Annotated in this window: 30 protein-coding genes; all 30 read left to right on the top strand. The window is 65.1% G+C overall.

Features of this window, described 5'->3' with window-relative positions; genetic code table 11:
• Positions 1-42 precede the first annotated feature (42 nt).
• Entirely contained in the window at positions 43-915 is an 873-nt protein-coding gene (locus PGW49_RS05720) for a hypothetical protein (RefSeq protein ID WP_270225875.1), read from the top strand.
• Positions 912-1154 (top strand): hypothetical protein, encoded by a 243-nt coding sequence (locus tag PGW49_RS05715; protein ID WP_270225874.1) that lies wholly within the window; start codon positions 912-914, stop codon positions 1152-1154. The genes PGW49_RS05720 and PGW49_RS05715 overlap by 4 nt, the downstream gene beginning before the upstream one ends.
• A gap of 222 nt (positions 1155-1376) precedes the next feature.
• Positions 1377-1679 (top strand): hypothetical protein, encoded by a 303-nt coding sequence (locus tag PGW49_RS05710; RefSeq protein WP_270225873.1) that lies wholly within the window; start codon positions 1377-1379, stop codon positions 1677-1679.
• The gene (locus PGW49_RS05705) at positions 1676-1987 is read left to right on the top strand and encodes a hypothetical protein (RefSeq protein ID WP_270225872.1); all 312 of its coding nucleotides are present in this window, start codon (positions 1676-1678) and stop codon (positions 1985-1987) included. The genes PGW49_RS05710 and PGW49_RS05705 overlap by 4 nt, the downstream gene beginning before the upstream one ends.
• Positions 1980-2285: a hypothetical protein gene (locus tag PGW49_RS05700; RefSeq protein WP_270225871.1), complete on the top strand. Its 306-nt coding sequence runs from the start codon at positions 1980-1982 to the stop codon at positions 2283-2285. The genes PGW49_RS05705 and PGW49_RS05700 overlap by 8 nt, the downstream gene beginning before the upstream one ends.
• Positions 2282-2692, top strand: a complete 411-nt coding sequence (locus PGW49_RS05695; protein WP_270225869.1) for a hypothetical protein — start codon at positions 2282-2284, stop codon at positions 2690-2692. Before PGW49_RS05700 ends, PGW49_RS05695 begins: the two co-directional genes overlap by 4 nt.
• A gap of 61 nt (positions 2693-2753) precedes the next feature.
• Complete coding sequence (locus PGW49_RS05690; RefSeq protein WP_270225868.1) at positions 2754-2885, top strand: hypothetical protein; 132 nt, start codon at positions 2754-2756, stop codon at positions 2883-2885.
• Entirely contained in the window at positions 2875-3360 is a 486-nt protein-coding gene (locus PGW49_RS05685) for a hypothetical protein (protein WP_270225867.1), read from the top strand. The genes PGW49_RS05690 and PGW49_RS05685 overlap by 11 nt, the downstream gene beginning before the upstream one ends.
• A gap of 122 nt (positions 3361-3482) precedes the next feature.
• A complete protein-coding gene (locus PGW49_RS05680) occupies positions 3483-3836 on the top strand; it encodes a hypothetical protein (protein ID WP_270225866.1) in 354 nt (117 codons plus the stop codon).
• Positions 3837-3984: 148 nt separating this feature from the next.
• On the top strand, positions 3985-4380 hold the full coding sequence (locus PGW49_RS05675; protein WP_172678005.1) for a helix-turn-helix domain-containing protein: 396 nt from the start codon (positions 3985-3987) through the stop codon (positions 4378-4380).
• Positions 4381-4383: 3 nt separating this feature from the next.
• Positions 4384-5580, top strand: a complete 1197-nt coding sequence (locus tag PGW49_RS05670; RefSeq protein WP_270225865.1) for a PBSX family phage terminase large subunit — start codon at positions 4384-4386, stop codon at positions 5578-5580.
• A gap of 4 nt (positions 5581-5584) precedes the next feature.
• Positions 5585-7027, top strand: a complete 1443-nt coding sequence (locus PGW49_RS05665; RefSeq protein ID WP_270225863.1) for a phage portal protein — start codon at positions 5585-5587, stop codon at positions 7025-7027.
• Positions 7027-7929, top strand: a complete 903-nt coding sequence (locus PGW49_RS05660; protein WP_270225862.1) for a hypothetical protein — start codon at positions 7027-7029, stop codon at positions 7927-7929. Before PGW49_RS05665 ends, PGW49_RS05660 begins: the two co-directional genes overlap by 1 nt.
• Positions 7930-9567, top strand: coding sequence for a hypothetical protein (locus tag PGW49_RS05655; RefSeq protein ID WP_270225861.1), 1638 nt, complete (start codon positions 7930-7932; stop codon positions 9565-9567).
• 347 nt (positions 9568-9914) lie between these two features.
• Complete coding sequence (locus tag PGW49_RS05650; protein ID WP_270225860.1) at positions 9915-10946, top strand: RNA-dependent RNA polymerase family protein; 1032 nt, start codon at positions 9915-9917, stop codon at positions 10944-10946.
• A gap of 10 nt (positions 10947-10956) precedes the next feature.
• Positions 10957-11298, top strand: coding sequence for a hypothetical protein (locus tag PGW49_RS05645; protein ID WP_117790599.1), 342 nt, complete (start codon positions 10957-10959; stop codon positions 11296-11298).
• Position 11299: 1 nt separating this feature from the next.
• Positions 11300-11410, top strand: coding sequence for a CD1375 family protein (locus tag PGW49_RS05640; protein ID WP_253279184.1), 111 nt, complete (start codon positions 11300-11302; stop codon positions 11408-11410).
• Positions 11411-11488: 78 nt separating this feature from the next.
• On the top strand, positions 11489-13234 hold the full coding sequence (locus tag PGW49_RS05635) for a phage minor head protein (protein WP_270225855.1): 1746 nt from the start codon (positions 11489-11491) through the stop codon (positions 13232-13234).
• Entirely contained in the window at positions 13227-13460 is a 234-nt protein-coding gene (locus PGW49_RS05630; RefSeq protein ID WP_117790601.1) for a hypothetical protein, read from the top strand. The genes PGW49_RS05635 and PGW49_RS05630 overlap by 8 nt, the downstream gene beginning before the upstream one ends.
• 82 nt (positions 13461-13542) lie before the next feature.
• A complete protein-coding gene (locus PGW49_RS05625) occupies positions 13543-13764 on the top strand; it encodes a hypothetical protein (protein WP_270225854.1) in 222 nt (73 codons plus the stop codon).
• A complete protein-coding gene (locus tag PGW49_RS05620) occupies positions 13764-14186 on the top strand; it encodes an HK97 gp10 family phage protein (RefSeq protein ID WP_270225853.1) in 423 nt (140 codons plus the stop codon). The genes PGW49_RS05625 and PGW49_RS05620 overlap by 1 nt, the downstream gene beginning before the upstream one ends.
• Positions 14187-14295: 109 nt before the next feature.
• On the top strand, positions 14296-14859 hold the full coding sequence (locus PGW49_RS05615; protein ID WP_270225852.1) for a phage scaffolding protein: 564 nt from the start codon (positions 14296-14298) through the stop codon (positions 14857-14859).
• Between the two features lie 9 nt (positions 14860-14868).
• Positions 14869-15750: a P22 phage major capsid protein family protein gene (locus PGW49_RS05610; protein WP_270225850.1), complete on the top strand. Its 882-nt coding sequence runs from the start codon at positions 14869-14871 to the stop codon at positions 15748-15750.
• Between the two features lie 8 nt (positions 15751-15758).
• Positions 15759-16175, top strand: coding sequence for a hypothetical protein (locus tag PGW49_RS05605; RefSeq protein ID WP_270225849.1), 417 nt, complete (start codon positions 15759-15761; stop codon positions 16173-16175).
• Positions 16172-16525, top strand: coding sequence for a hypothetical protein (locus tag PGW49_RS05600; protein ID WP_270225848.1), 354 nt, complete (start codon positions 16172-16174; stop codon positions 16523-16525). The genes PGW49_RS05605 and PGW49_RS05600 overlap by 4 nt, the downstream gene beginning before the upstream one ends.
• On the top strand, positions 16515-16883 hold the full coding sequence (locus tag PGW49_RS05595; RefSeq protein ID WP_270225847.1) for a hypothetical protein: 369 nt from the start codon (positions 16515-16517) through the stop codon (positions 16881-16883). The genes PGW49_RS05600 and PGW49_RS05595 overlap by 11 nt, the downstream gene beginning before the upstream one ends.
• An 8-nt stretch (positions 16884-16891) precedes the next feature.
• Positions 16892-17461, top strand: coding sequence for a hypothetical protein (locus PGW49_RS05590; RefSeq protein WP_270225844.1), 570 nt, complete (start codon positions 16892-16894; stop codon positions 17459-17461).
• Between the two features lie 2 nt (positions 17462-17463).
• Positions 17464-17889: a hypothetical protein gene (locus tag PGW49_RS05585; protein WP_270225842.1), complete on the top strand. Its 426-nt coding sequence runs from the start codon at positions 17464-17466 to the stop codon at positions 17887-17889.
• Between the two features lie 125 nt (positions 17890-18014).
• The gene (locus PGW49_RS05580; RefSeq protein ID WP_270225841.1) at positions 18015-18185 is read left to right on the top strand and encodes a hypothetical protein; all 171 of its coding nucleotides are present in this window, start codon (positions 18015-18017) and stop codon (positions 18183-18185) included.
• Complete coding sequence (locus PGW49_RS05575; protein WP_270225840.1) at positions 18186-20609, top strand: phage tail protein; 2424 nt, start codon at positions 18186-18188, stop codon at positions 20607-20609.
• The last annotated feature ends 1 nt before the right edge of the window (position 20610 follow it).

Here is a 20610-nt window from a genome sequence, read left to right as displayed (position 1 = left end):
GGGTTTCCTGTTCTTCTCTTCGCTTCTATGGGGGTGGTTCTGATGGCCTTCACCGTGTTCGACAGCTTCGCCGAGGTCTACGACGACTTCGATGAAAGCGACCCCGAGGACCTGCGCGACCGCGCGATGCTCGCCGACGCGATCATGATGTACGGGCTGCACGGCGTCGAGGCCGACCTCCCGAAGCACCTCCGCCGCGTTTTCAAGGCGATGAAGAACGCCATCGACAACTCCAAGGACGCGCGCGGCAGGGGCGGCAAGGGCGGCCGCCCGCGCAAGAAACCAGTTTCCGACAAACCCGAAACGCAGGTTTCGGAAAGTGAAAACCTAGGTTTTTCAAACGGGAAACCAGTTTCCGACAAACCCGAAACGCAGGTTTCGGAAAGTGAAAACCCTAACCTAACCTACCCTATCCTGTCCTGTACTGAACCGGATTGTACTGAACTGGCCTGTGATGGGGGCGATGCCCCCGCCGCGCCGCCCGAGTTCAAGCCGCCGACCCTCGACGAGGCCCGCGGGTACTTCGGCGCCAACTGCCTGAGCGGCGACCCGGACGCCTTCTGGGCCTACTTCGAGTCGCAGGGCTGGGTCAAGAGCAACGGCCAGCCGGTGAGCAACTGGGGCGCCCTCGCGCTCGACTGGTCCAGGCGCCAGAAGCGCATCGACGCCGACGACCGGGCGAGGGGCAAGCCGACCGCCTCGGAGGTCGAGGCCGCCACGTTCAAGCCGACGAGGACGCCGGAGCAGACGAGGGCGGAGCTCGAGCGCAGGTGGCGCGAGGACTACCCGGGCATCGACCCGGCGAAGGTGAAGGCCCCGAGGGGGACGACCGCCGACCCGGTGGCGCTCAAGGCGTACCAGGACGCGCGGCGCCTGCTGGACGCGAGGGCCGCGTGCGAGAGGAGGGCGTCATGAGCTTGGACGACGAGAGGAACGAGAACATGGGCAGACCGAAGGGGTCCGCAAGCATCTACGACGACGGGCCGCGCAGCGCCCGCTGCGAGACGTGCGGGTTCTGCGCCGTGAGCGAGGCGGTCATGACGGCGTCCGGCGAGGGCCGCAAGCGGTACACGTGCATGCGCTGCCCCGACTTCGTGCACGCCACGCAGGGGCTCGCGAGGTGCAACTACTGGGAGGCGCGACATGAGGGCTGAGTCGCTGGACGGGCGCGGGGGCTACGTGCTCGTGTGCGGGCAGTGCGGCAGGCGGTTCCGCACGGCGTACAGGAACCAGAGGTACTGCTGCGGGTGGTGCGAGAACGTGGCGCGGAGGGACGCGAGCAAGCGGCCCGTGGACGTGTACCTCGGAACGAGGAGTGAGTCGGGCCGAGAGGTCAACGCCATGCGTGCGGCGCTGGCGGAAGGGAGGCGCATCTGATGCGCGACGGATACAGGTTCGAGTTCGGGGCGTTCGACAAGCCGGACGAACCCAAGGCGCAGGCGCTCAAGCCGCTCGAGGAGGCGGCCGAGGTGTTCGGTGCGTGGCAGCTACACGACGGCATACGCCAAAGCCAGATCATGACGGCGCGCAGGGCGTACCGCCAGAGCCTTATCGACGAGTGCATGGACGCGGTCCAGGCGGTCGTCAACCTGCTCGATGCCGAGGGGTTCACGCAGGAGGACGTGGACGCGGCAATCGAGCGCTGCAACGAGAGGAACCGAGAGAGGGGACGTCTGTGATGGAGACTTTGGAGCAGATCAAGGCCGACGCGGTCGAGGTGTTCCATTTCGACCGCGAGTGCAGGCCGCAGGACAGGGCGCACGCCTACCTGGGGAAGTATCGCGTCAGGCGCGGCTACAACGACACGGCGATGCAGGTCGCGGTGACCAACATGATCGAGCGCGCCTACGAGGCGGGAAGGGCTGAGGTCACCGGCGCGAACCTCGTGCAGAACCTGCGCCGCCAGCTGACGAGCATCGAGGCGACCGTCGGGGATGCCATCGACCTGCTCGACGAGAGCGTAGGGGGGGCGGACTGCGATGAGTGACTCGAGGGTCGGAGGCTACCCGATGGGGGTGACCGACGCCGCCATCGAGCGCCACTTCGGCGGGGCCTGTGAGCCTAGGATGTGCGGGAACTGCAGGCATTTCTGCGGCTGCGACATCCACGTCGACTACGGCTACTGCCACCTCGGGTTCGAGCGCGCCTACGACACGGATGCGCCGGACCGCAAGGAGGGGCGCTGGCGCCTGGCGAAGTGGGCCGCGGCGTGGCTCACGGGGAACCTGCTGTACTGCGAGGACGAGTGCGGCGAGTGCCGCGACTACGAGGAGTTCGGGTTATGAGTATCGAATTGCCGAAAGATGCCGAGGGACGCGAGATTCCGCTTGATACCGTTGCACTGTTCAACCGTGTCGGGAACGTATACAGCATCGTGCGCTGGATATTCACCACGGACTTTGATTTGAGTGACGGATGGTCGAACAAATGGCGTGCGATTACCGACCGTGGATTTGCACTCGACCCAGCACTCGTGTACCTCACCACGCCCAAGACCGACACATGGGAGAAGCTGGAAGAGGACTTGGGCAGGGGCGCGGACGCGCTGAATTACGAAGCCTGCGCCTATTTTGGCAAGAATGCGTGCAGCTGCTCATCGTGCATCGCCGACAAAGGCGAAACCTGCGAAAGGGTTGCCATGCGCGACATCGCCGACCGCATCCGCAAGCTGAGGGGTGAGTACGATGCCTAGCAACTGTCCATATTGCGGAGAGCGACACCTCAACTTCGGCGATGCTGAAGAGGAAGTCGAAATGTGGATTAACGAGCCAAACGACGGCGAACACGTCATTGTTGTCGACCCTCCGTACGCATGGAGCATCCCGATCAATTACTGCCCGTTCTGCGGGCGCAAGCTGGAGAAGGTGAGGACTGATGTTGACTAGCAACCTTGTGCCGTGCTTCGTCCAGACGTTCAAGACGGACTCGAAGACCGGCTACGAGAAGGCGCTGCTCGTCGGCGTTTTCGACAAGACGACCACCGACCTCGACTGCTGCATATCCTCGAGCAGCAGGGATACGGGTAAAACCCGTCAGCCGGTTGCCGTGGTCATGCAAGAGGATGGCCGGCTGCGTGAGGTGAACGTATCGAATGTCATCATCAACGACTCGTATGAAGTGTTCGGCATGTACTCGTGGACGTTCAACGAGAACGACATAACCGAGCAGCTCGGGTTCCAGCGCAAGGAGGACGAGCAGGATCCGTTCATCCCGGGCAAGCGGATGGTCGACGGCTACTTCCACTGCTCCGACTGCGGATGGGATGGACAGATCTGGGAACATATCGGCTTTGGGGACATGCTGGCGTATGAGGCCGTCCATTGCCCGAAGTGCGGGGCGATAATCGAGCGCCGTGCGTGAGGTGGTCCCCGGCGCTTGGTATGGTAACCGAAGCAAACCGAGCGCGAGGGGGTATGCGAATGGCGTGTAGGCCACCTGCAGGAGATGGGCCAAAAGGCCCATCTACAAAGTCAGCACATCCGTTGAGGGACGAGTGGGCGCTCCGGAAGGGGCGCTCCTCTTACGTCCTATGGACGGACGAGATGATAAGGCGGATGCAGGCGCACCCGGAGCGGACGGCGGCGGAGATCGCGGCGGAGCTGAGGGTGACGCCGAGCGCCGTGAGGCACGCGCGGCAGCGGTACGGGCGCTTCTCGACCGGAACGGACGGTCTGTGCATCGTGTGCGACGCGCGGCCCGTGTTCGACACGTCGGTGCAGGCGAAGAAGTGGAGGCTGTGCAAGGGGTGCTATCTGGCGGAGCGGAAGAGGCGGCTCGAGGAAGAGGCCGAGAGCAACCGCATACGTCAGGCCGTGCACAGGAAGAAGGTCGAGTAGCCGAAAGGCCCCGGGAAACCGGGGCCTTTTCTTTAAACGTTACCCCCTTTTTACGCTCGTGGGCAAACGCACGCGCTTGTCCACGTGCGTAAAAAGGTGGGAACGTTCGCGTTTCCATATGGCTATCTACCAGCGGAAACGTGATTTTGTGGCGGGAAAAGGGCGTGAAAAACTGACCAAGGAGGGCATCGAGGATGCCGTCCGCCTGTGCCGTGCCGGAATGACCGACAAGGACATTGCCGCGTATCTCGGGGTCGCACGCGAGACATACAGCCGCTGGATCAACCACCCCAGAACCGACAATCAGCGTCAACTGTGTCACGTTCTAAAAAAGGCCGAGGTCGAGCGCAAGGCGACGCTCGTGGGCCGCATCATGGACGCGAGCGGCGACAGCTGGCAGGCGGCGGCGTGGCTTTTGGAGCGCAAGTACCCGCAGGAGTACGCCAAGGCGCAGCGCATCATGGATACCACCGACACGGCGGTGCTCAAGGCCGCCAAGGAGCTGGTGCTGTCCGTGCCGTCCTCAATCGGCGGGGACGAGTAGCCGATGCCGCTCACGAGGATGCAGCGCGAGTACCTCGCCAACTGCACACACCGCTACAACGTGAAGTGCGGGGCGACGGGCTCGGGCAAGAGCTACGTCGACATAGCCGTGACCATACCGCAGAGGCTTCTCGCCATGAGGGGCGAGGGGCTGGCGGTGATGATCGGGAACACCCGCTCGACGCTCGAGCGCAACATCCTCGAGCCGATGCGCTCACTCTACAGCGAAGACGTCGTCAGCCAGATCGGGCGGGACAACACGGCCCAGATTTTCGGGCGCAAGGTCTACTGCCTCGGGGCGGACAAGAAGACAAGCGTATCCAAGATTCAGGGCGCCACGTTCGAGTGGGTCTACGGCGACGAGGTCGCCACGTGGAGCGAAGACGTGTTCCAGATGCTCAAGAGCCGCCTGCGCTGCGAGCACAGCCGCTTCGACGGCACCTGCAACCCCGACAGCCCGAACCACTGGTTCAAGCGGTTCCTCGACGGCGACAGCGATATCTACAGGCAGGACTACACGATCTGGGACGGTGCGCTGGCACCGGATGTCATCGAGGCCCTCATCAAGGACTACGGCAGCGGCGTGTACTACGACCGCTACATCTTGGGCAAGTGGACGCTGGCCGAGGGCCTGGTCTACCCCGAGTGGGAGGGCGCCCTCGAGAGCCGGTATACGGGCGGCGCCGCCAAGCATGTTGTGTCTTGCGACTACGGAACTCAGAACGCCTTCGCGGCGCTGCTGTGGGCGTTTGACGGCAAGGTGTGGCACGTGGTGGACGAGTACCGCTACAGCGGCCGCGACACGGGCCACCAGAAGACGGACGCCGGCTACGTGGCCGACATGGCCGACTTCGTGCGCGGGCTGGGCAAGCCACCCACGTTCATCATCGACCCGAGCGCCACGAGCTTCATCGCCGCGATGCGGCAGGCCGGGTTCAAGACCAAGAATGCCCGCAACGACGTGGCGGATGGCCTACGAGAGACGGACGTGTGCCTGGGCAACGGCACGGTGCGCATCTCCGACGCCTGCGCGGGGCTGATAGGCGAGCTCGGCGGCTACTGCTGGGACGCCAAGGCGGACGGCGACAGGCCTGTCAAGGTCGAGGACCACAGCTGCGACGCGCTCCGTTACGGCGTGGCAACACTGCGCATGTACAAGCCTGCGAAAGAGCAGGTAAACCCATTCTTCGGAGGGAGGTAGCGGCTTGTCTAAGGGGCCTTTGGTGACCGATGGCGACCTCAAGGCGGCGGCGTCGGCGACGGCGTTCGCGGCAGATGCAATCGAGCGGCACATGTCGAGCGAGATGTACCGCAACGCCGTCACCGCGAACGAGTACTACCGCCAGCACAACGTCACGATCAACCGTTTCGTGCAGAAGATCTACTCGTGCTCCGGTGCCGAGGCCGAGGACTTCACGGCCTCGAAGCTGAGGCTGGCGAGTAACCTGTTCAAGCGCCTAAACGTCCAACGCTGCACGTACTCGCTCGGTAAGGGCGTGAGCTTCGTGGACGTCTCGGCGGGCGGCAAGGACACGACCAAGGAAGGGCTTGGCGACCGCTTCGATGACGACGTCATGGAGATGGGGCTCAAGGCGCTCATCCACGGTGTGTCATTCCCGTTTTGGAACCTCGACCACATCGACGTGTTCACCGCCGACGAGTTCTGCCCGGTGTGGGACGAGTACTCGGGGGCGCTATACGCCGGCGTGAGGTTCTGGCGGCTCGACTCCGACCACCCGTGGCATGCGACCCTCTACGAGCAGGACGGCTACACGGAGATGGTGTCGGGCGGCAGCGGCTTCGACTTCGAGGTGGCCGAGGCCAAGCGCGCCTACAAGGTCACGTATCGGGAGATACCGGCGGACGGGATGAAGCTGGCCGTCGATGCGGAGAACTACTCCCGCCTGCCCATCGTGGCGGTCTGGGGCAGCGACGCGCACCAGAGCACGCTCGTCGGCATGCGCGAGAGCATCGACGCCTACGACCTCATCAAGAGCGGCCTGGTGAACGACACGCGCGACTGCGCACAGATCTACTGGCTCATCAACGGAGCCGGCGGCATGGACGACAGGGACCTCGACCTGTGGCGGGCGAAGCTCAAGCTGACGCACGTGGCCGAGGTCGACGCCGAGCAGGGGCAGTCCGTGACGCCGTACACGCAGGAGGTGCCCGTCGAGGGCCGCAAGGAGACGCTGGCGCAGATCAAGGCCGACATCTACGAGGACTTCGGCGCGCTGGACGTCCACACCATCGCGGCGGGTGCGACCAACGACCATATCGACGCGGCATACCAGCCGATGGACGAGGAGGCCGCCGAGTTTGAGCGCCACATCCGCGAGGGTATCATGGACATCCTTGCCCTCCAGGGCATCGAGGACACGCCCGTGTTCACGCGCACTCGCATCAGCAACACCAAGGAGCAGGTCGAGACCGTGTGCCTGGAGGCCGAGTATCTGGACGACGAGACGATCCTGCGAAAGCTGCCGAACATCACGCCCGACGAGAGGGCGAAGATTTTGGAGCGCAAGCAGCGGGAGCAGGAGGAGCGCATGGCAGCACTGCCGCCCGCCCTGGCGGCTAACGCGAAGGGCGCCCAGGAGGGCGACGAGGACGACGACAACGACGAGGACGAGGAAGGTGATGAGTGATGGCGGCATTGCAGGTGCTTGACGGCGAGCTGTGGCAGTGGGACACCGGGCGCGAGGTCGAGGTTGTCGGCTGCGAGCAGGTGCATTTCGCCAAGTCGACCACGGGGACGTGCTACACGGTCGCGGTGGCCGACAGCAAGGCGAAGATTCCCGACAATCTGCTCCAGGCGGCTGGGCGCGTGTACGCATGGGCCTACATCACGGACGAGGCATACGGCGGGCGCACGCGCATCGAGGCGCTCTGGGACGTAAAGAGGCGAGCCAAGCCCGCCGAGTACATCTACGAGCCGAGCGACCAGCGCACCATCAAGGACGCGGAGACGGCGCGAGACGAGGCCAAGACCGCGCAGAAGGCGGCGGAGGCCGCACGAGACAGGGCCGTCGCCGCCGAGGTCAAGGGGGCACGCGCCACGACGCTCGCCTCGGGCTCGAAGGCAACGGCGACGATGGAGAACAACGTGCTGGTCGTCGGCGTGCCGAAGGGGGACGCGCTGAGATACAGCGACCTCACCGCCGAGCAGATCGCGGAGCTCAAGAAGCCCGCGACGGACGCGGCGGCTGGCGTGAACAAGGTCAACAACGAGTTCAAGCAGCTCAAGGCTTCTGTCGAAACGGCGGAGAAGGGCCGCGCCGACGCCGAGGCGGGGCGCAAGGAGAAAGAGACCGAGCGCGGGAAGAACGAGACGGAGCGCAAACAGGCTGAGGCCGGACGCAAGACCGCCGAGCAGAAGCGCGAGCAGGATTCGACCAAAGCCCTCGCCGACGCGCAGGCGGCGCTCAAGGACGCCAAGACGGCAGCCCTGAACTACCAGTCGATTATCGACTCGGCGGCTGCCGTGACGGCGCTGGGACTCAAGAAGGTAAACGGCAAGATTTGCCAGATGCGAAAGGTAGGTGCCTAAATGGCCGATACGCAGGCAACCGAGCAGGCAACCGAGCAGGCAACCGAGGGGTTCGAGTACGCGGACCCGCTGGCATCGGACAAGGCGGTGTGGGCGCTTGTCGGCGCGGTAAAGAATCTGGGCGACCAGAAGTCGCTCGAGCGCGACGCCTCGACGGGCCGCTACTCCAACGAGAGCGTCGCCGCGATGGTGGACAAGCACAAGACGGGGCTGGTGTACACGTTCCTCATCCCGGCGGGCAGCCCCACCGACATCAAGCCGATGAGCGCCGCCGCGAAGCGCGTGGCCTCCACCGAGTTCGTGCCCGCGACGGCGACGAGCGCGGCTGTCGACCCGTTCGACACCGAGGGCGGCCCGTGGTTCCACGTGTCCGCCAACGCCGGTGCCGACGCCGACGGCGTGCCGTGGGTCGAGGCCATCGACGGCGTCGACTACGGCTTCTCGCGCGTGGACAACGGACACGGCAACAACGTCTACGAGATCGCGCCGGTCGTTTGGCAGGCGGTCGAGGTGCTGACGAACGGCAACCTGCTCGTCTCGTGGTCCGACAGCCGATTCAGCGGCTCGCAGCCGAACCCCAAGGCGTTGCTGCCGGACGGCACGCTGCGACCGTACATGCTGACGCCGACATACCCCATGAGCATCGACGCTGACGGGCGCCCGCGCTCCGTCTCGGGCGCGAAGGTCGCCAACCGCACGACGTCGCACGACTCGCTCGTCGACCTTTGCAAGACCGCGACCACGGGCTACTCGGGCATGAGCGCCTACGACCAGTGGTATATCAACTTCCACCAGTTGACCAAGACGCTGTGCAAGTCCTCCCAGGTGGACTTCCCGGGCTGCACGGACTTCAACATCCAGATCCACCCCGCGCTCGCCGAGACGGGCGTCACGCGCGTGGTCGTCACCGCCGAGCAGGCGGCGAAGATTCCCGTGGCCGCGTCGATGATGTACGGCACCGACACGGGCACCACGTGCCCAGACCGAGGCGCCGCGGCGGCGTACGACGTGTTCGACGGCGCGGTCGTCGGCGGCAAGGAGACGCTCGCAGACGGCAACGTGGCGCTTCTCATGGACGTCGCCAAGGCGTTCGACACGACCGTGAACACATGGCTCCAGAGCGCGCCGTGGCGCACGGGCAACACCGATGCCCTCGTGGGCGACGGCCAGGTGGCGAAGGACGGCAAGCACCCGTTCAAGGTCGGCGGCGTCGAGACGGGGCTGGGCCTGTGGGAGTTCATGGGCGATACGCTCTTCGTCTCCGACGGCACGGGCTTCGGCATCGCGGTCAACCCCGACACTCGCAATGAGAAGAAGAACGCCGTGGCGGACGGGGTGACCCCGACGGCGGCGTGCATGCCGACGGCAGATGGCTACATGCTCGACATCCAGTTCGTCAACGGGCTTATCTTGGGAAAGGGGCTCGGCGGCTCGGCGACGACCGGTGTCGGCGACTACTTCTACTTCGACACATCCGGCGGTAAGGTCAAAGGCACAATCCGTCTGGTTCGGTTCCTCGGCAACCTGGGGATCGGCTCGTGGGCCGGTCTTCGTTGCGCGTGCTCGGGGAACTGGTCCGGTGGGGCCGCTTGGTACTTCGTCTCCCGGCTTTCTGCTACGGGCCGTAGCCGGGGGTGAATCAGGGCGTAGCCCTGAGAGGGGGCTGGCCCCCTCCTAACCCCAAACAGGGATTCACGGTGAGGGCGGCGCTGGTTTCTGGTTCAGTTCCTCGGCAACCTGGGGAACGGCTCGAGGGCCGGTCTTCGTTGCGCGTACTCGGGGAACTGGTCCGGTGGGGCCGCTTGGTACTTCGTCTCCCGGCAATCTGTCTATAAATCTCTTCTCGCACCGTGTCTACCGCGCCCGCCGCTTTCTGGCGGGACGCGGCTCAGCCTGACTCCTTTGAGTGAAATTTGTCCGCAAGGCTCACGGGCTGGTAGCCGCAAGGCGAACGCTCGTATGACAGACAGAAAGAGCTTTGATCTATGAAAACCTACTGCAAGGGCCTCGAGTTCACGCGCAAGAGCGTCGTCGAGACCCTGCACCGATGGAAGAAAAGCGACTCCGGCAAGGAGAACGGCTGGCGCGTCGCCGACGAATACGGCACCGAGACGGCGTTCGTCGACCGCATCTGGCTAGAGCTCTCGACCGAGACGCTTGCGTTCGAGCCGATTCGAACCTACCTGAAGCACGACCCGAACAGCGGCAAGCTGCGCGAGATAAGCGTCGAGAGCATCAAGCGGCAGGTGTGCAACTATCTGTGCGTTGGGGCGCTCGAACCGCTCCTTGCCGCCAAGGTCGGCTTCTGGCAGGTGTCGAGCGGCGTCAAGGGCAAGGGCGCGGCGCTTGGAATGCGCAAGCTCAGGCGCGAGGTCCATCGCTTCGCCTACCACATACACGTCGACATCCGCAACTGCTACGGCTCGATGCGGACGGCGGTGGTGGAGGGTCTGGTGGCGCGCTACGTCAAGAACAGCCAGGTCCTCTACCTGCTCCATTCGCTGCTGTCGACGATGGATGGCGTCCTTATCCTCGGCAGCTACCTGTCGCTTCGGTTGGCGGCGCTCGTGATCTCGTTCGCGTACCACGCGGTCGAGGAGGCGGCGAAGGAGCGGCGCGGCAAACGCGTGAGGCTCGCGGGATGCCAGGTGTGGTACGCCGACGACGGCTATTTTCTCGGCAACTCAAAGCGTTCGCTCAGGAAGGCCGCGGCCATCGCCGCGCGCGTTTTGGGGCGGCTAGGATTGTCGCTGAAACCGTGGAAGGTGAGGCGCAACGGCGCCGAGCCCATCGACTTCGCGGGCTATCGCATCTGGTGCGCTCACGGGCGCCGGGTCGACTTGCGAAAGAGGCTCTGGAAACGGCTGCGACGCGCGTTCGCGCGCTACATGCGCAGGCGCACCGAGCGCTTGGCGAGGCGCGTGTGCTCTTACTGGGGCTGGCTGAAAACGGCCGTCATGGAGCACCAGATGAACGTCAAGCGGTGCATATTCAACGCGGCGAGGGCCGTGGGTTAGGAGGAAAAATATGGTTGTGAAGTCGGAGCGAACGGGCGAGAGGCCCGAGACGGTCGAGATCGCGGGGACCGACGTCTGGCTGCGCCGCGGCATCGCCGAGGGCGAGCGCGAGGAGCAGGGCGGCGAGGGCGGTTCCGTCAAGGTGAAGGTGTTCACCTACGAGGAGCTGCACTTCACCGACCCGACTGGCGAGCTGACGGTCGAGGGCGCAAAGGCCGACTTCGACACCGTCTGGGCGGCACACGAGGCGGACGGCATGAGCATGGAGGAGCAGATCGCATCGCTCCAGCAGCAGGTCGCCGACTCGCAAGCGGCCCTTCTCGAGCTCGGCGACATCGTTGGGGGTGAGTAGCTTGGCGAAGATCTACTACCGCGCCGTGAAAAGCGGCAAGCGCACGCTCGAGAGCGTTCCCGAGCGCTGGCGCGACGAGGTACGCCAGATGCTAGAGGCGGACGGCGAGTAGGGAAGGGCCCCGGCTTCGGTCGGGGCCCTTTTCCGTTATGCGCGGGCGACCATGCGTGCCGACGATTGGAGGCGGCGCATGGCGAAGGATAGCGCTCACGAGTTCTCAGACGCCGAGATTCGGGCGTTCGAGCGCGAGGTGGCGGGAGTGTACGGCGAGGCGAGCAAGACGGCCTACGACAACCTCAAGCGCTATCTGGCGCAGTTCGAGGCCGACGACGAGAAGATGCTCGAGCGGCTCGAGGCCGGCGAAATCACCAAGGCTCAATACGGGTCTTGGCGAAGCGGGAAGATAGCGGCGGGCAGGCGCTATCGAATCGTCCTCAAGCAGTGCGCCGAGGCCATGACGCATGCGAACGTCGTCGCTGCCGCCGCCATCGAAGGCAGGCTGCCCGAGGTCTACGCCGAGAACTACAACTACGGCACGTGGCAGGTCGAGAGCGCAGTGGGCGTTGACACGGCCTACGCGCTGCAGGACGCGTCGACCGTCCAGAGGCTGCTCACCGACCACGACAGCTACCTGCCAAAGCCGTCCGTCAACGTCGCCAAGGACGTGGCGTGGAACCGCCGGCTCATAGCCAACCAGATCACGCAGGGCGTGCTGCTCGGCGAGTCGATACCCAAGATAGCCAAGCGTATGCAGGACGTGACGGGGGCGAACCGCGCGGCGGCGGTGCGTCTGGCGCGGACCTCGACGACGGCGGCGGAGAACGCCGGGCGCGTCGACAGCTACAAGAGGGCCAAGGGGCTCGGCATCAAGGTGCAGCAGGAATGGGTGGCGACGCTCGACCTGCGCACGCGCTCGAGCCACAGGGAGATTGACCGCGAGAAGGTCGAGGTCGGCGAGAAGTTCAGCAACGGGTGTCGCTATCCCGGCGACCCGGAGGCGCGGTATGCCGAGACGTGCAACTGCCGCTGCACGCTGGTGGCGTGCTGTGACGGACTCGACGTGCTCGACGGCGAGCGGTTTAGCCGCCTGCCCGAGGGCATGACCTACGAGGAATGGAAGGCGGGCAAGCCCGCCGTCAACGGCACCAAGCCCGCGAACCGTACCATCTCCGAGTTCATGGAAATGCCCGGAACCAAGCGCAAGCTGGATACGGCGGGCGTGTCCAAGACCGAGGCGCGAAAGCGGCTCTCGCGCCAGCTCGAGGACTACGGCATACCGTCGAGCGGCTTCAGGAAGATGTCGGCGGGCGACCAGCAAAAGGTGCTGGACTCGGCGCTCGGCACGGTTTACGAGGGCGGCGGGAAATCGAGGGCTAAGCCGGTAGAGCACTCAAAGGCGTTCGCGGTGGACATGGGGAAGATCGAGAGTAGGGACTACCGGGCTAAGGTCTCCAGGGCTGTCGGCAAAGATGCCGCGGACGGCGTGCACGCGAGCATAAGGCGCATCCTCAACCACCGAGGTGGCACGAACGGCGAGGATCTTTACGCCATCGACTTGTCAACGGGCAAGACAATCACGAGCTGCGTTAACTCGACCGTCGGCAGCACCGTGGTCCCTCCGGCGAAGTTTGGCAAGAAGGTCGAGGCGGCAATCGGGGACGGTCGGCGCGTAGTGCTGCTCCACAACCACCCGGCCTCTGGCATCCCTAGCGCGGCTGACCTTTTGGTGGTTGGCGGCAAGGGCTGCGAGATGGGGATAATCGCAGCTCACGATGGAAGTATCTACACGTTCGAGAAGGTTTCCGAGCCGGATGCGTCCTATAATGTCGATGAGGTGAAGTACCTTAGAATCCAAAGGCTTTACGGCGGCAACGAGGACAGGCTGTTTCGGGCGATTGAGGAGAGGTTCGGTTTCAAGATTGAGCATCATGAATGACATACTCAACGAAGCCGTTAGCTATCTCGACGGAAGAGACGACGTCGACGCTATAGGCCACGTTCTCGATTCCAAGCCTAAAGCCGTTCAGGAGCTATGGCTTAAAGAGGCCAAATACGACGACGAGAATCGCAGGGAGTACTACGAGCTGTTTGGCCCGGATAAGTTCGAGGATGCTCTTGAGGCCGATATAGTCGAGATATTCGAAAGCGAACTAAATAACTAGCCAACAGGCCCCGCCACGGCGGGGCTTTTTTCATGCCGCGTGACCGTGCCGCGACACTGCCCGCAGAGAGATTGGGGCAGGCATGAAAGAGCTATTCACTTGCGCGAACTGCGGCGACTGCGCCGTAAAGCTAGGTTTCGGCTTCACGTTCCCGGATACCTACATCTGCACGCAGCGCGGCGACGAGGTCGAGCCCGACGACGGCTGCACGCTCGGGTGCGAGGGCGTTCCGGTGCAGGCCATCGAGGCCATCGAGGCGGACGTCGACGGGCGCGTGGGCTACGGGTGCGAGGTGCTCGACTGATGGCTTACGGGCTCGTCGGCGGCATCGGCGACCACGGCCGGCACGGCACCCTCATCACCGAGGAGATCGTGAACGCTGCGAAGCTGGATACCGCCGAGTGCATCGAGATACGGCAGAACAACATCGAGCAGGTCGAGAAGGCCCTCCTGCGCGCCTATAAGACGGGCCTAGAGGAGATAGGCCTCGTCGCGGAGGGCTACGCCAAGGCGACGTGCCCGGTCGACACGGGCAGGTTGCGCAACTCCGTCACGCACCTCCTCAAAGGCTACGACTGCTTCATCGGGACCAACGTCGAGTACGCGCCATACGTCGAGGAGGGGACCTCCCGCATGAAGGGCAAGCACTTCCTGCGCAAGGCGGCAACGGGCCACGGAGACACGTACCGGGCGATTCTCGAGAAGCACCTGAGGGGTGGCGCGTAGGGCCGCGTTACTCCGCCTGGATACTCACCCTTGCCGCGAGGTATTGCGGTGCGGGCCCTGCCGAGGCAACAGGCTGGGACCCGCCCATTCCGAAGCAAGGGAGATTCTGTTGGCACTCACGCGAAAGATGCTCAAGGCAATGGGCATCGAGGACGAGAAGATCGACCAGATCATCGAGGAGCACGCCGAGAGCGTGGACGCGCTCAAGGCGCAGCGCGACGAGCTCAAGGAGGCCGCGGGCAAGGCGGACGGCTACAAGAAGGAGCTGGACGCGCTCAAGGCCAAGGGCGAGGGCGCGGGCGAGTACGAGGAAAAGTACAAGGCCGCCGTCAAGAACCTAGAGGACTACAAGGCCAAGGTCGAGGGCGAGAAAGCCGCAGCTGAGAAGCGCAGCTTGTATCGAAAGCTGCTCAAGTCGGCGGGCGTCGACCCCAAGCGCATCGAGACCGTTCTCAAGGTCTCCGACCTCGAGGGCGTGACCGTCAAGGACGGCGCTATCGAGGACGCGGACAAGCTGACCGAGGGCATCAAGGCCGACTGGGCCGACTTCATCGCAACCACGACCGTCAAGGGTGCCGACGTGGCCCACGCCCCCAAGGGCGAGGGCGGCAAGGACATCAACGAAATGAGCACCGCCGAGTACATGAAGTACAAGGCGGAGCAGAGAGGCTAAGGGGTATCTATGTCGAACACCATCCTTACACCCAACATCATCGCCAACGAGGCGCTGGACGTTCTGCGCACCAACGCCGTCATGGCCAACCTCGTCCACCGCGACTACTCCTCCGAGTTCGTCGCCGGCGTGGGCGACACCATCACCGTCCGCAAGCCCGCCACCTTCGAGGCCAAGGAGTTCACCACCGAGGTCGAGGTGCAGGACGCCACGGAGGGCAAGGTCCCCGTCAAGATGGACAAGCTGCTCGACGTGACGTTCGCCGTCACGTCCAAGGAGCTGACGATGGGCATCGTCGACTTCTCCGCGCAGTTCCTCGTCCCGGCGATGCAGGCCTTCGCCGACAAGATCGACGGCTACCTGCTCGCGCTCGAGAAGGACGTCACGAACCGCGTCGACCATGCCAAGGGCGCCATCGCCGTGGCGGACATCATCGCCGCCCGCAAGTTCCTCGTGGACGCCAAGGCACCCTCCACGGAGCGCCGCTTCGTCTACGGCTCCCAGGCCGAGGCCGACCTGCTCAACACCGAGGCGTTCACCAATGCCTCCGCCGTCGGCGACAACGGCACCGCCCTCAAGGAGGCGTCGCTTGGCCGCAAGTACGGCCTCGACTTCTACTGCGACCAGAACGTTCAGAAGACGACCGCCGAGACGGCGAACTACACGCCGTCCATCGCGTTCCACAAGAACGCCTTCGCGCTCGTGACCCGCCAGCTCGAGATGCCGCTCGGCGCGCCCAAGGCCTTCTCCACCTCCTACGACGGCTTCGGCCTGCGCGTCGTGCAGGGCTACGACCAGAAGACCAAGACCGATACCGTCTCCATCGACATGCTATGCGGCGTCAAGACCCTCAGCCCCGAGCTCGCCGCAGTCATCACCGATAAGCGATAGGCGCAGAGATGCTCGAGCAGGTGCTTCTGTCGCTGCGCAACTGGTTCGTCGCCGACAAGCGCACGGGGCGCGTCCGTATCGAGGACGGCCGCCTCGTGCCGCCCGCGGCCCTCGGCCTCAAGGAGGGCCAGTACGTCCGCATCACGGGCTCGACCTTCAACGACGGGCTGCACGCGTGGCCCTACAACGGACTCACGGACGAGGAGTTCGTCGGCACCGTCTGGGCGCTCGCCATCCCGCAGGCCGTGGTCGACCTCGCTGACGAGATCGCAGCGTGGCAGACCGAGCACGCCAAGGAGCTGGACAGCCCCTACGCATCCGAGAGCTTCGGCGGCTACAGCTACACGCGCGTCGGCGGCGACGGCTCGCCAATCACGTGGCGACAGCAGTTCAAGGCGCGCCTCGACCCTTGGAGAAAGCTGTGAGCCGCCTGTACGAGCGCATGGCGGTGGCGTGCGCGAGGCTCGTCTCAAAGACCGAGCCCGACGGCGAGGGCGGATTCAAGACCGTCCTCGCCGTCGGCGACGGCTTCACGGCGGCGATTGTGCGCGACAGCTCGACGGCCTCGCGCATCGCGGAGCACGACGGCGTGAGGAACGTCTACACCGTGACCACCGGCGAGCCGCTACGGTACGGCGACCTCTTCCGGCGTGCGTCCGACGGACAGGTTTTCCGCTGCACTTCGAACGCGGACGACGGGGCCGCGCCGCGCTGCGCGTCGTTCGGCTTCGGCCAGTGCAGCGCGGAGGAGTGGGAGGTGCCGGATGGCGACTAAGGCGGCGGCGCTGCAGGCGTGGCTCGAGGGCTTCGGGCTGCCCGTGTACCGCGACTCGGCGGTGCCGGGCGAGGCGAAGATGCCCTACATCACCTACGACCTGCCGACCGCGGCGTTCGGCGCGCAGTGCAACTCCGAGGTGAACCTCTGGTACCGGACCTCGTCCGAGGCCGCGCCCAACGTCAAGGCCGAGGAGGTCGCCCGGACGCTCGGGCTCTCCGGCGTGTTGCTGCCGTGCGACGGCGGCGGCATGTGGGTGATGCAGGGCGAGCCGTTCTGCAACGCCATGGCCGACGAGGACAACGCCGTGAAGCGCCGAATCATCAACCTGACCATTGAGTACATGACCAGCTACTAGGAGGTCATATGTCTAAGTTCACGCGCATCCCCGAGAACACGTTCAAGGAGATCGTCATCAACGCGGGCCTGCTCGCCACGAATTTCAACCCCAAGACCGCCGAGGTCGCGGAGTCCGAGCTGATGGGCGCGACGAGCGGCGGAACCAGCTTCGCCGCCACGCCCAGCTTCATCGACTACGGCGAGGACATCGACAACTGCCCCGCCAACACGATGGAGCTGAAGCGCATCGACAGCATCGAGGCCAAGCTGAGCGGCACGTTCGTGACGCTGAACACCGCGCTCGGCAAGAAGCTCGCGGCCGCAGCCGACGAGACCGAGGGGAAGATCGTCCCGCGCTCCGCGCTCTCGGAGGAGGACTTCGCCGACATCTGGCTCATCGGCGACTACTCGGGCGAGAACGGCAACGGCTATATCGCCATCCGCCTCATCAACGCGCTCAACACGGGCGGTCTGCAAATCACGACGCAGAACAAGGCCAAGGGCCAGTTCGCGTTCGAGTTCACGGGCCACTACTCAATCAAGAACCCCGAGATCGTGCCCTACGAGCTGTACATCAAGCAGGAGATTGGAGCCTAACCATGAAGCTGGAGAACCTTACCGCCGACGAGTTCCAGAACGCCATGTGCATGCTGGCGGACGTCGCGGAGGACGTCATGAACGGCGAGCTTGGCGCGAAGGCCAAGGCCGCCTACGCCAAGTTCCGCGCCGACTCCGCCAAGGCCAAGGCCAAGGCGAACACCAAGGCCAAGGGCGACCCCGAGGCCGCGAAGGCAGCAGCTGTCGCCGAGGTCAACGGCCTCGCCGTGGACATGGTGGCGGGGCTGCTGCCCGACGTGCTGCGCCAGGGCGGCGAGATCAGCTACAAGCTGCTCGCCGCGCTCGACGGCCAGACACTCGAGGAGTACAAGGCCGCGTTCACCGTGAAGAAGTGGGTGAACGACATCAAGGATGCCATCGACGGCATCGACGGCATCAAGGACATCCTGGCTCCTTTTTTTGGATAGCCGCCGAGGACCCATCCCACATATGGCTCTGTCTGGGCGAGTACGTCGGGCCACGGCGTGCTCGCCCTTTCTGTAGGTACATGGTCGCGCGGTGGCGCGAGCGCGACGAGCGGGAGGCGTTCCGCGTGTACCTGAGCGAATCGGTTCGCCTCATGGCTCAGGGGAAGTGGCTCAAGGAGCCCTTCCTGAGCATCGTGAACGGCGGCGCGGGCGATGGGTCCGAGGCGGAGGACACGCGCGGCGGCGACGAGATCGCCGCCGACATCATCGAGCGGATGGGATTGAAGGTGGTCTAGGTGAACCTTCTCGATCTGATGATTAAGGTCGGCCTCAAGGACGAGGCCAGCGGAAAGGCCGAGGGCGTCGCCTCGAAGATCGTCGGCACGCTCGGCAAGGCCGGCGCGACCGCCGCCAAGGCAATCGGCGCGGGCGTCGCCGCCGTGGGTGCGGGCGTCGCTGCCGTCACGGGCATGAGCATGAACGCCTATGCCGCATACGAGCAGAACGTCGGCGGCATCCAGAAGATTTTCGGCAACATGGGCAAGTCACTCGAGGACTACGCCGCCATGACCGGGCAGACCGTCGAGCAGTGTTCCGGCAAGTGGGAGCAGCTCGAGCAGGCCCAGACGACGGTGCTCGCCAACGCGGACGCCGCCTACAAGACGGCGGGCCTGAGCGCCAACCGGTACATGGAGCAGGTGACCGGCTTCTCGGCCGCGCTCGTCTCCTCGCTGGGCGGCGACACGGTCAAGGCGGCCGAGTACGCCAACACGGCCATGGTCGACATGAGCGACAACGCGAACACCTTCGGCACGGCGATGGATGACCTGCAGAACGCCTACCAGGGCTTCGCAAAGCAGAACTACACGATGCTCGACAACCTGAAACTCGGCTACGGCGGCACCAAGGAGGAGATGCAGCGCCTCGTCAAGGACGCGCACGCCGTCAACTCCGCCGTGGACGAGTCGAGCCTGTCGTTCGACAACATCGTGCTCGCCATCCACACGATGCAGGAGCAGATGCAGATCGCGGGCACGACCTCGCGCGAGGCCGCGACGACCATCGAGGGTTCCTGCAACATGGCCAAGGCCGCCTGGGAGAACTGGGTGACCGAACTTGGCAAGGACGACGCCGACATGGGCAAGCTCACCTCAGAGCTGGTCGAGTCGGTCGAGACGGCGGCCTCCAACATCGTGCCGCGCGTGGCGACCATCGTGTCCACGGCCGTCGAGCAGCTGCCGGGGGTGATCTCGACGCTGGCACCGGTCGTCGGCGAGGCGTTCGTCGGTGTCTTCACGCAGGCGCTCGACAGCGCGGCTGAGGCCGTGCCCGGGCCCATGGGCGACATCCTCTCCGCCGTGTCTGACGGCGTGGACGAGATCGGCGAGCGCTTCAAGGGCCTGCGCGAGATCTGGTCGGTCGGGGACAACCCGCTCGAGTCTTTGCACCTCGCCATGGTCTACGGGCTGACGCTGCTCGACGGCGACCTGTCCACGCTGCAGGAGAACATCACCTCCTCTCTCCCCGGCATCGCCGAGGGCTTCGCGGGCGTCGGCGGCGAGATCGTCCCCAGGCTCGCCGAGGGAATCGAGATGGGGCTGTCTTTCCTCTCCGAGACGGCGGCGTCGCTCATGACCTCGCTCGGCGGGTACCTGTCCGAGAACCTTCCCTCCATCATGGAGAGCGGCCTGCAGATTCTCACCGGCCTCTCAGAGTCCATAGCCGAGAACGCGGGCGTCCTGGCAGAGGGCGCGGCGAACCTCATCGTGGGGCTGGCGCAGGGAATCGCCGACAGCCTGCCGACGATCATCGAGCAGGCGCCGGTCATCGTGCAGAACCTCGCAAACGCTATCAACGACAACGCGCCGACGCTGCTGGGTGCCGGCCTTCAGGCGATAGCGACGCTCGCAATGGGAATCGTGCAGGCCATACCGACGCTCATCGCCAACATCCCGGCCATCTTCTCGGCCTTCGTCTCGGTGTGGTCGGCGCTCGACTGGCTGAGCCTAGGCAGGAACGCCATCACGTTCCTGGGCAACGGCATCACCGGCATGGCCGGCTTCGTCAGCACGTGCGGCACCAACATCGTGTCCGCCATCCGCGGTGCCATCGCCAACCTGCCGTCCACCCTGGCGAGCATCGGCCGCAACGGAATCAGCAGCCTGGGCTCCGCCATCCGCGGCGCGGTCGGCTTCGTGACCTCGGCGGTCTCGAGCATCGGCAGCTCCATCATGGGCGCCCTGTCCTCAATCCCCGGCCGCGTGGCCTCCATCGGCTCGCAGATCGTGCAGGGCATCGCAAACGGAATCAGCGGCGCGGCTGGCGTGGTCGTGAGCAAGATTACCGGCGTGGTGGGCGGCGCCATCGACGCGGCCAAGAACCTGCTGGGTATCCACTCGCCGTCGCGCGTGTTCCGCAAGATTTTCGGCTACGTCATGGAGGGCGCGGCCCTCGGCATCGACGACACGGCGGACGAGCCGGTTAAGTCCATGAGGTCGGCGGTGCGCAACGTCGAGAAGGCCGCCGTGTTCGGTGCGAGCGTTACCGGCGGCGGAGCATACGGGGCGACCGCCAGCGGAGCCGCGGGCATCGCGGGCGGCGGCAACGTTTACAACCTCTACCTCGACGGCGACCTGCTGGGCGTCGACGGGCGCGTGGCCTCCGCCTTCAGGAGCTTCGTCGCGGCGGTGGAGCAGAGCATGGCGATGGGGGTCGCGTAGT

This window comes from Collinsella aerofaciens (genome assembly GCF_027679495.1).
Classification (GTDB): Bacteria; Actinomycetota; Coriobacteriia; order Coriobacteriales; family Coriobacteriaceae; genus Collinsella; species Collinsella aerofaciens_AK.
The sequence above is the reverse complement of the archived record's forward strand: the minus strand, read 5'-3'. Positions and strand labels throughout refer to the sequence as shown.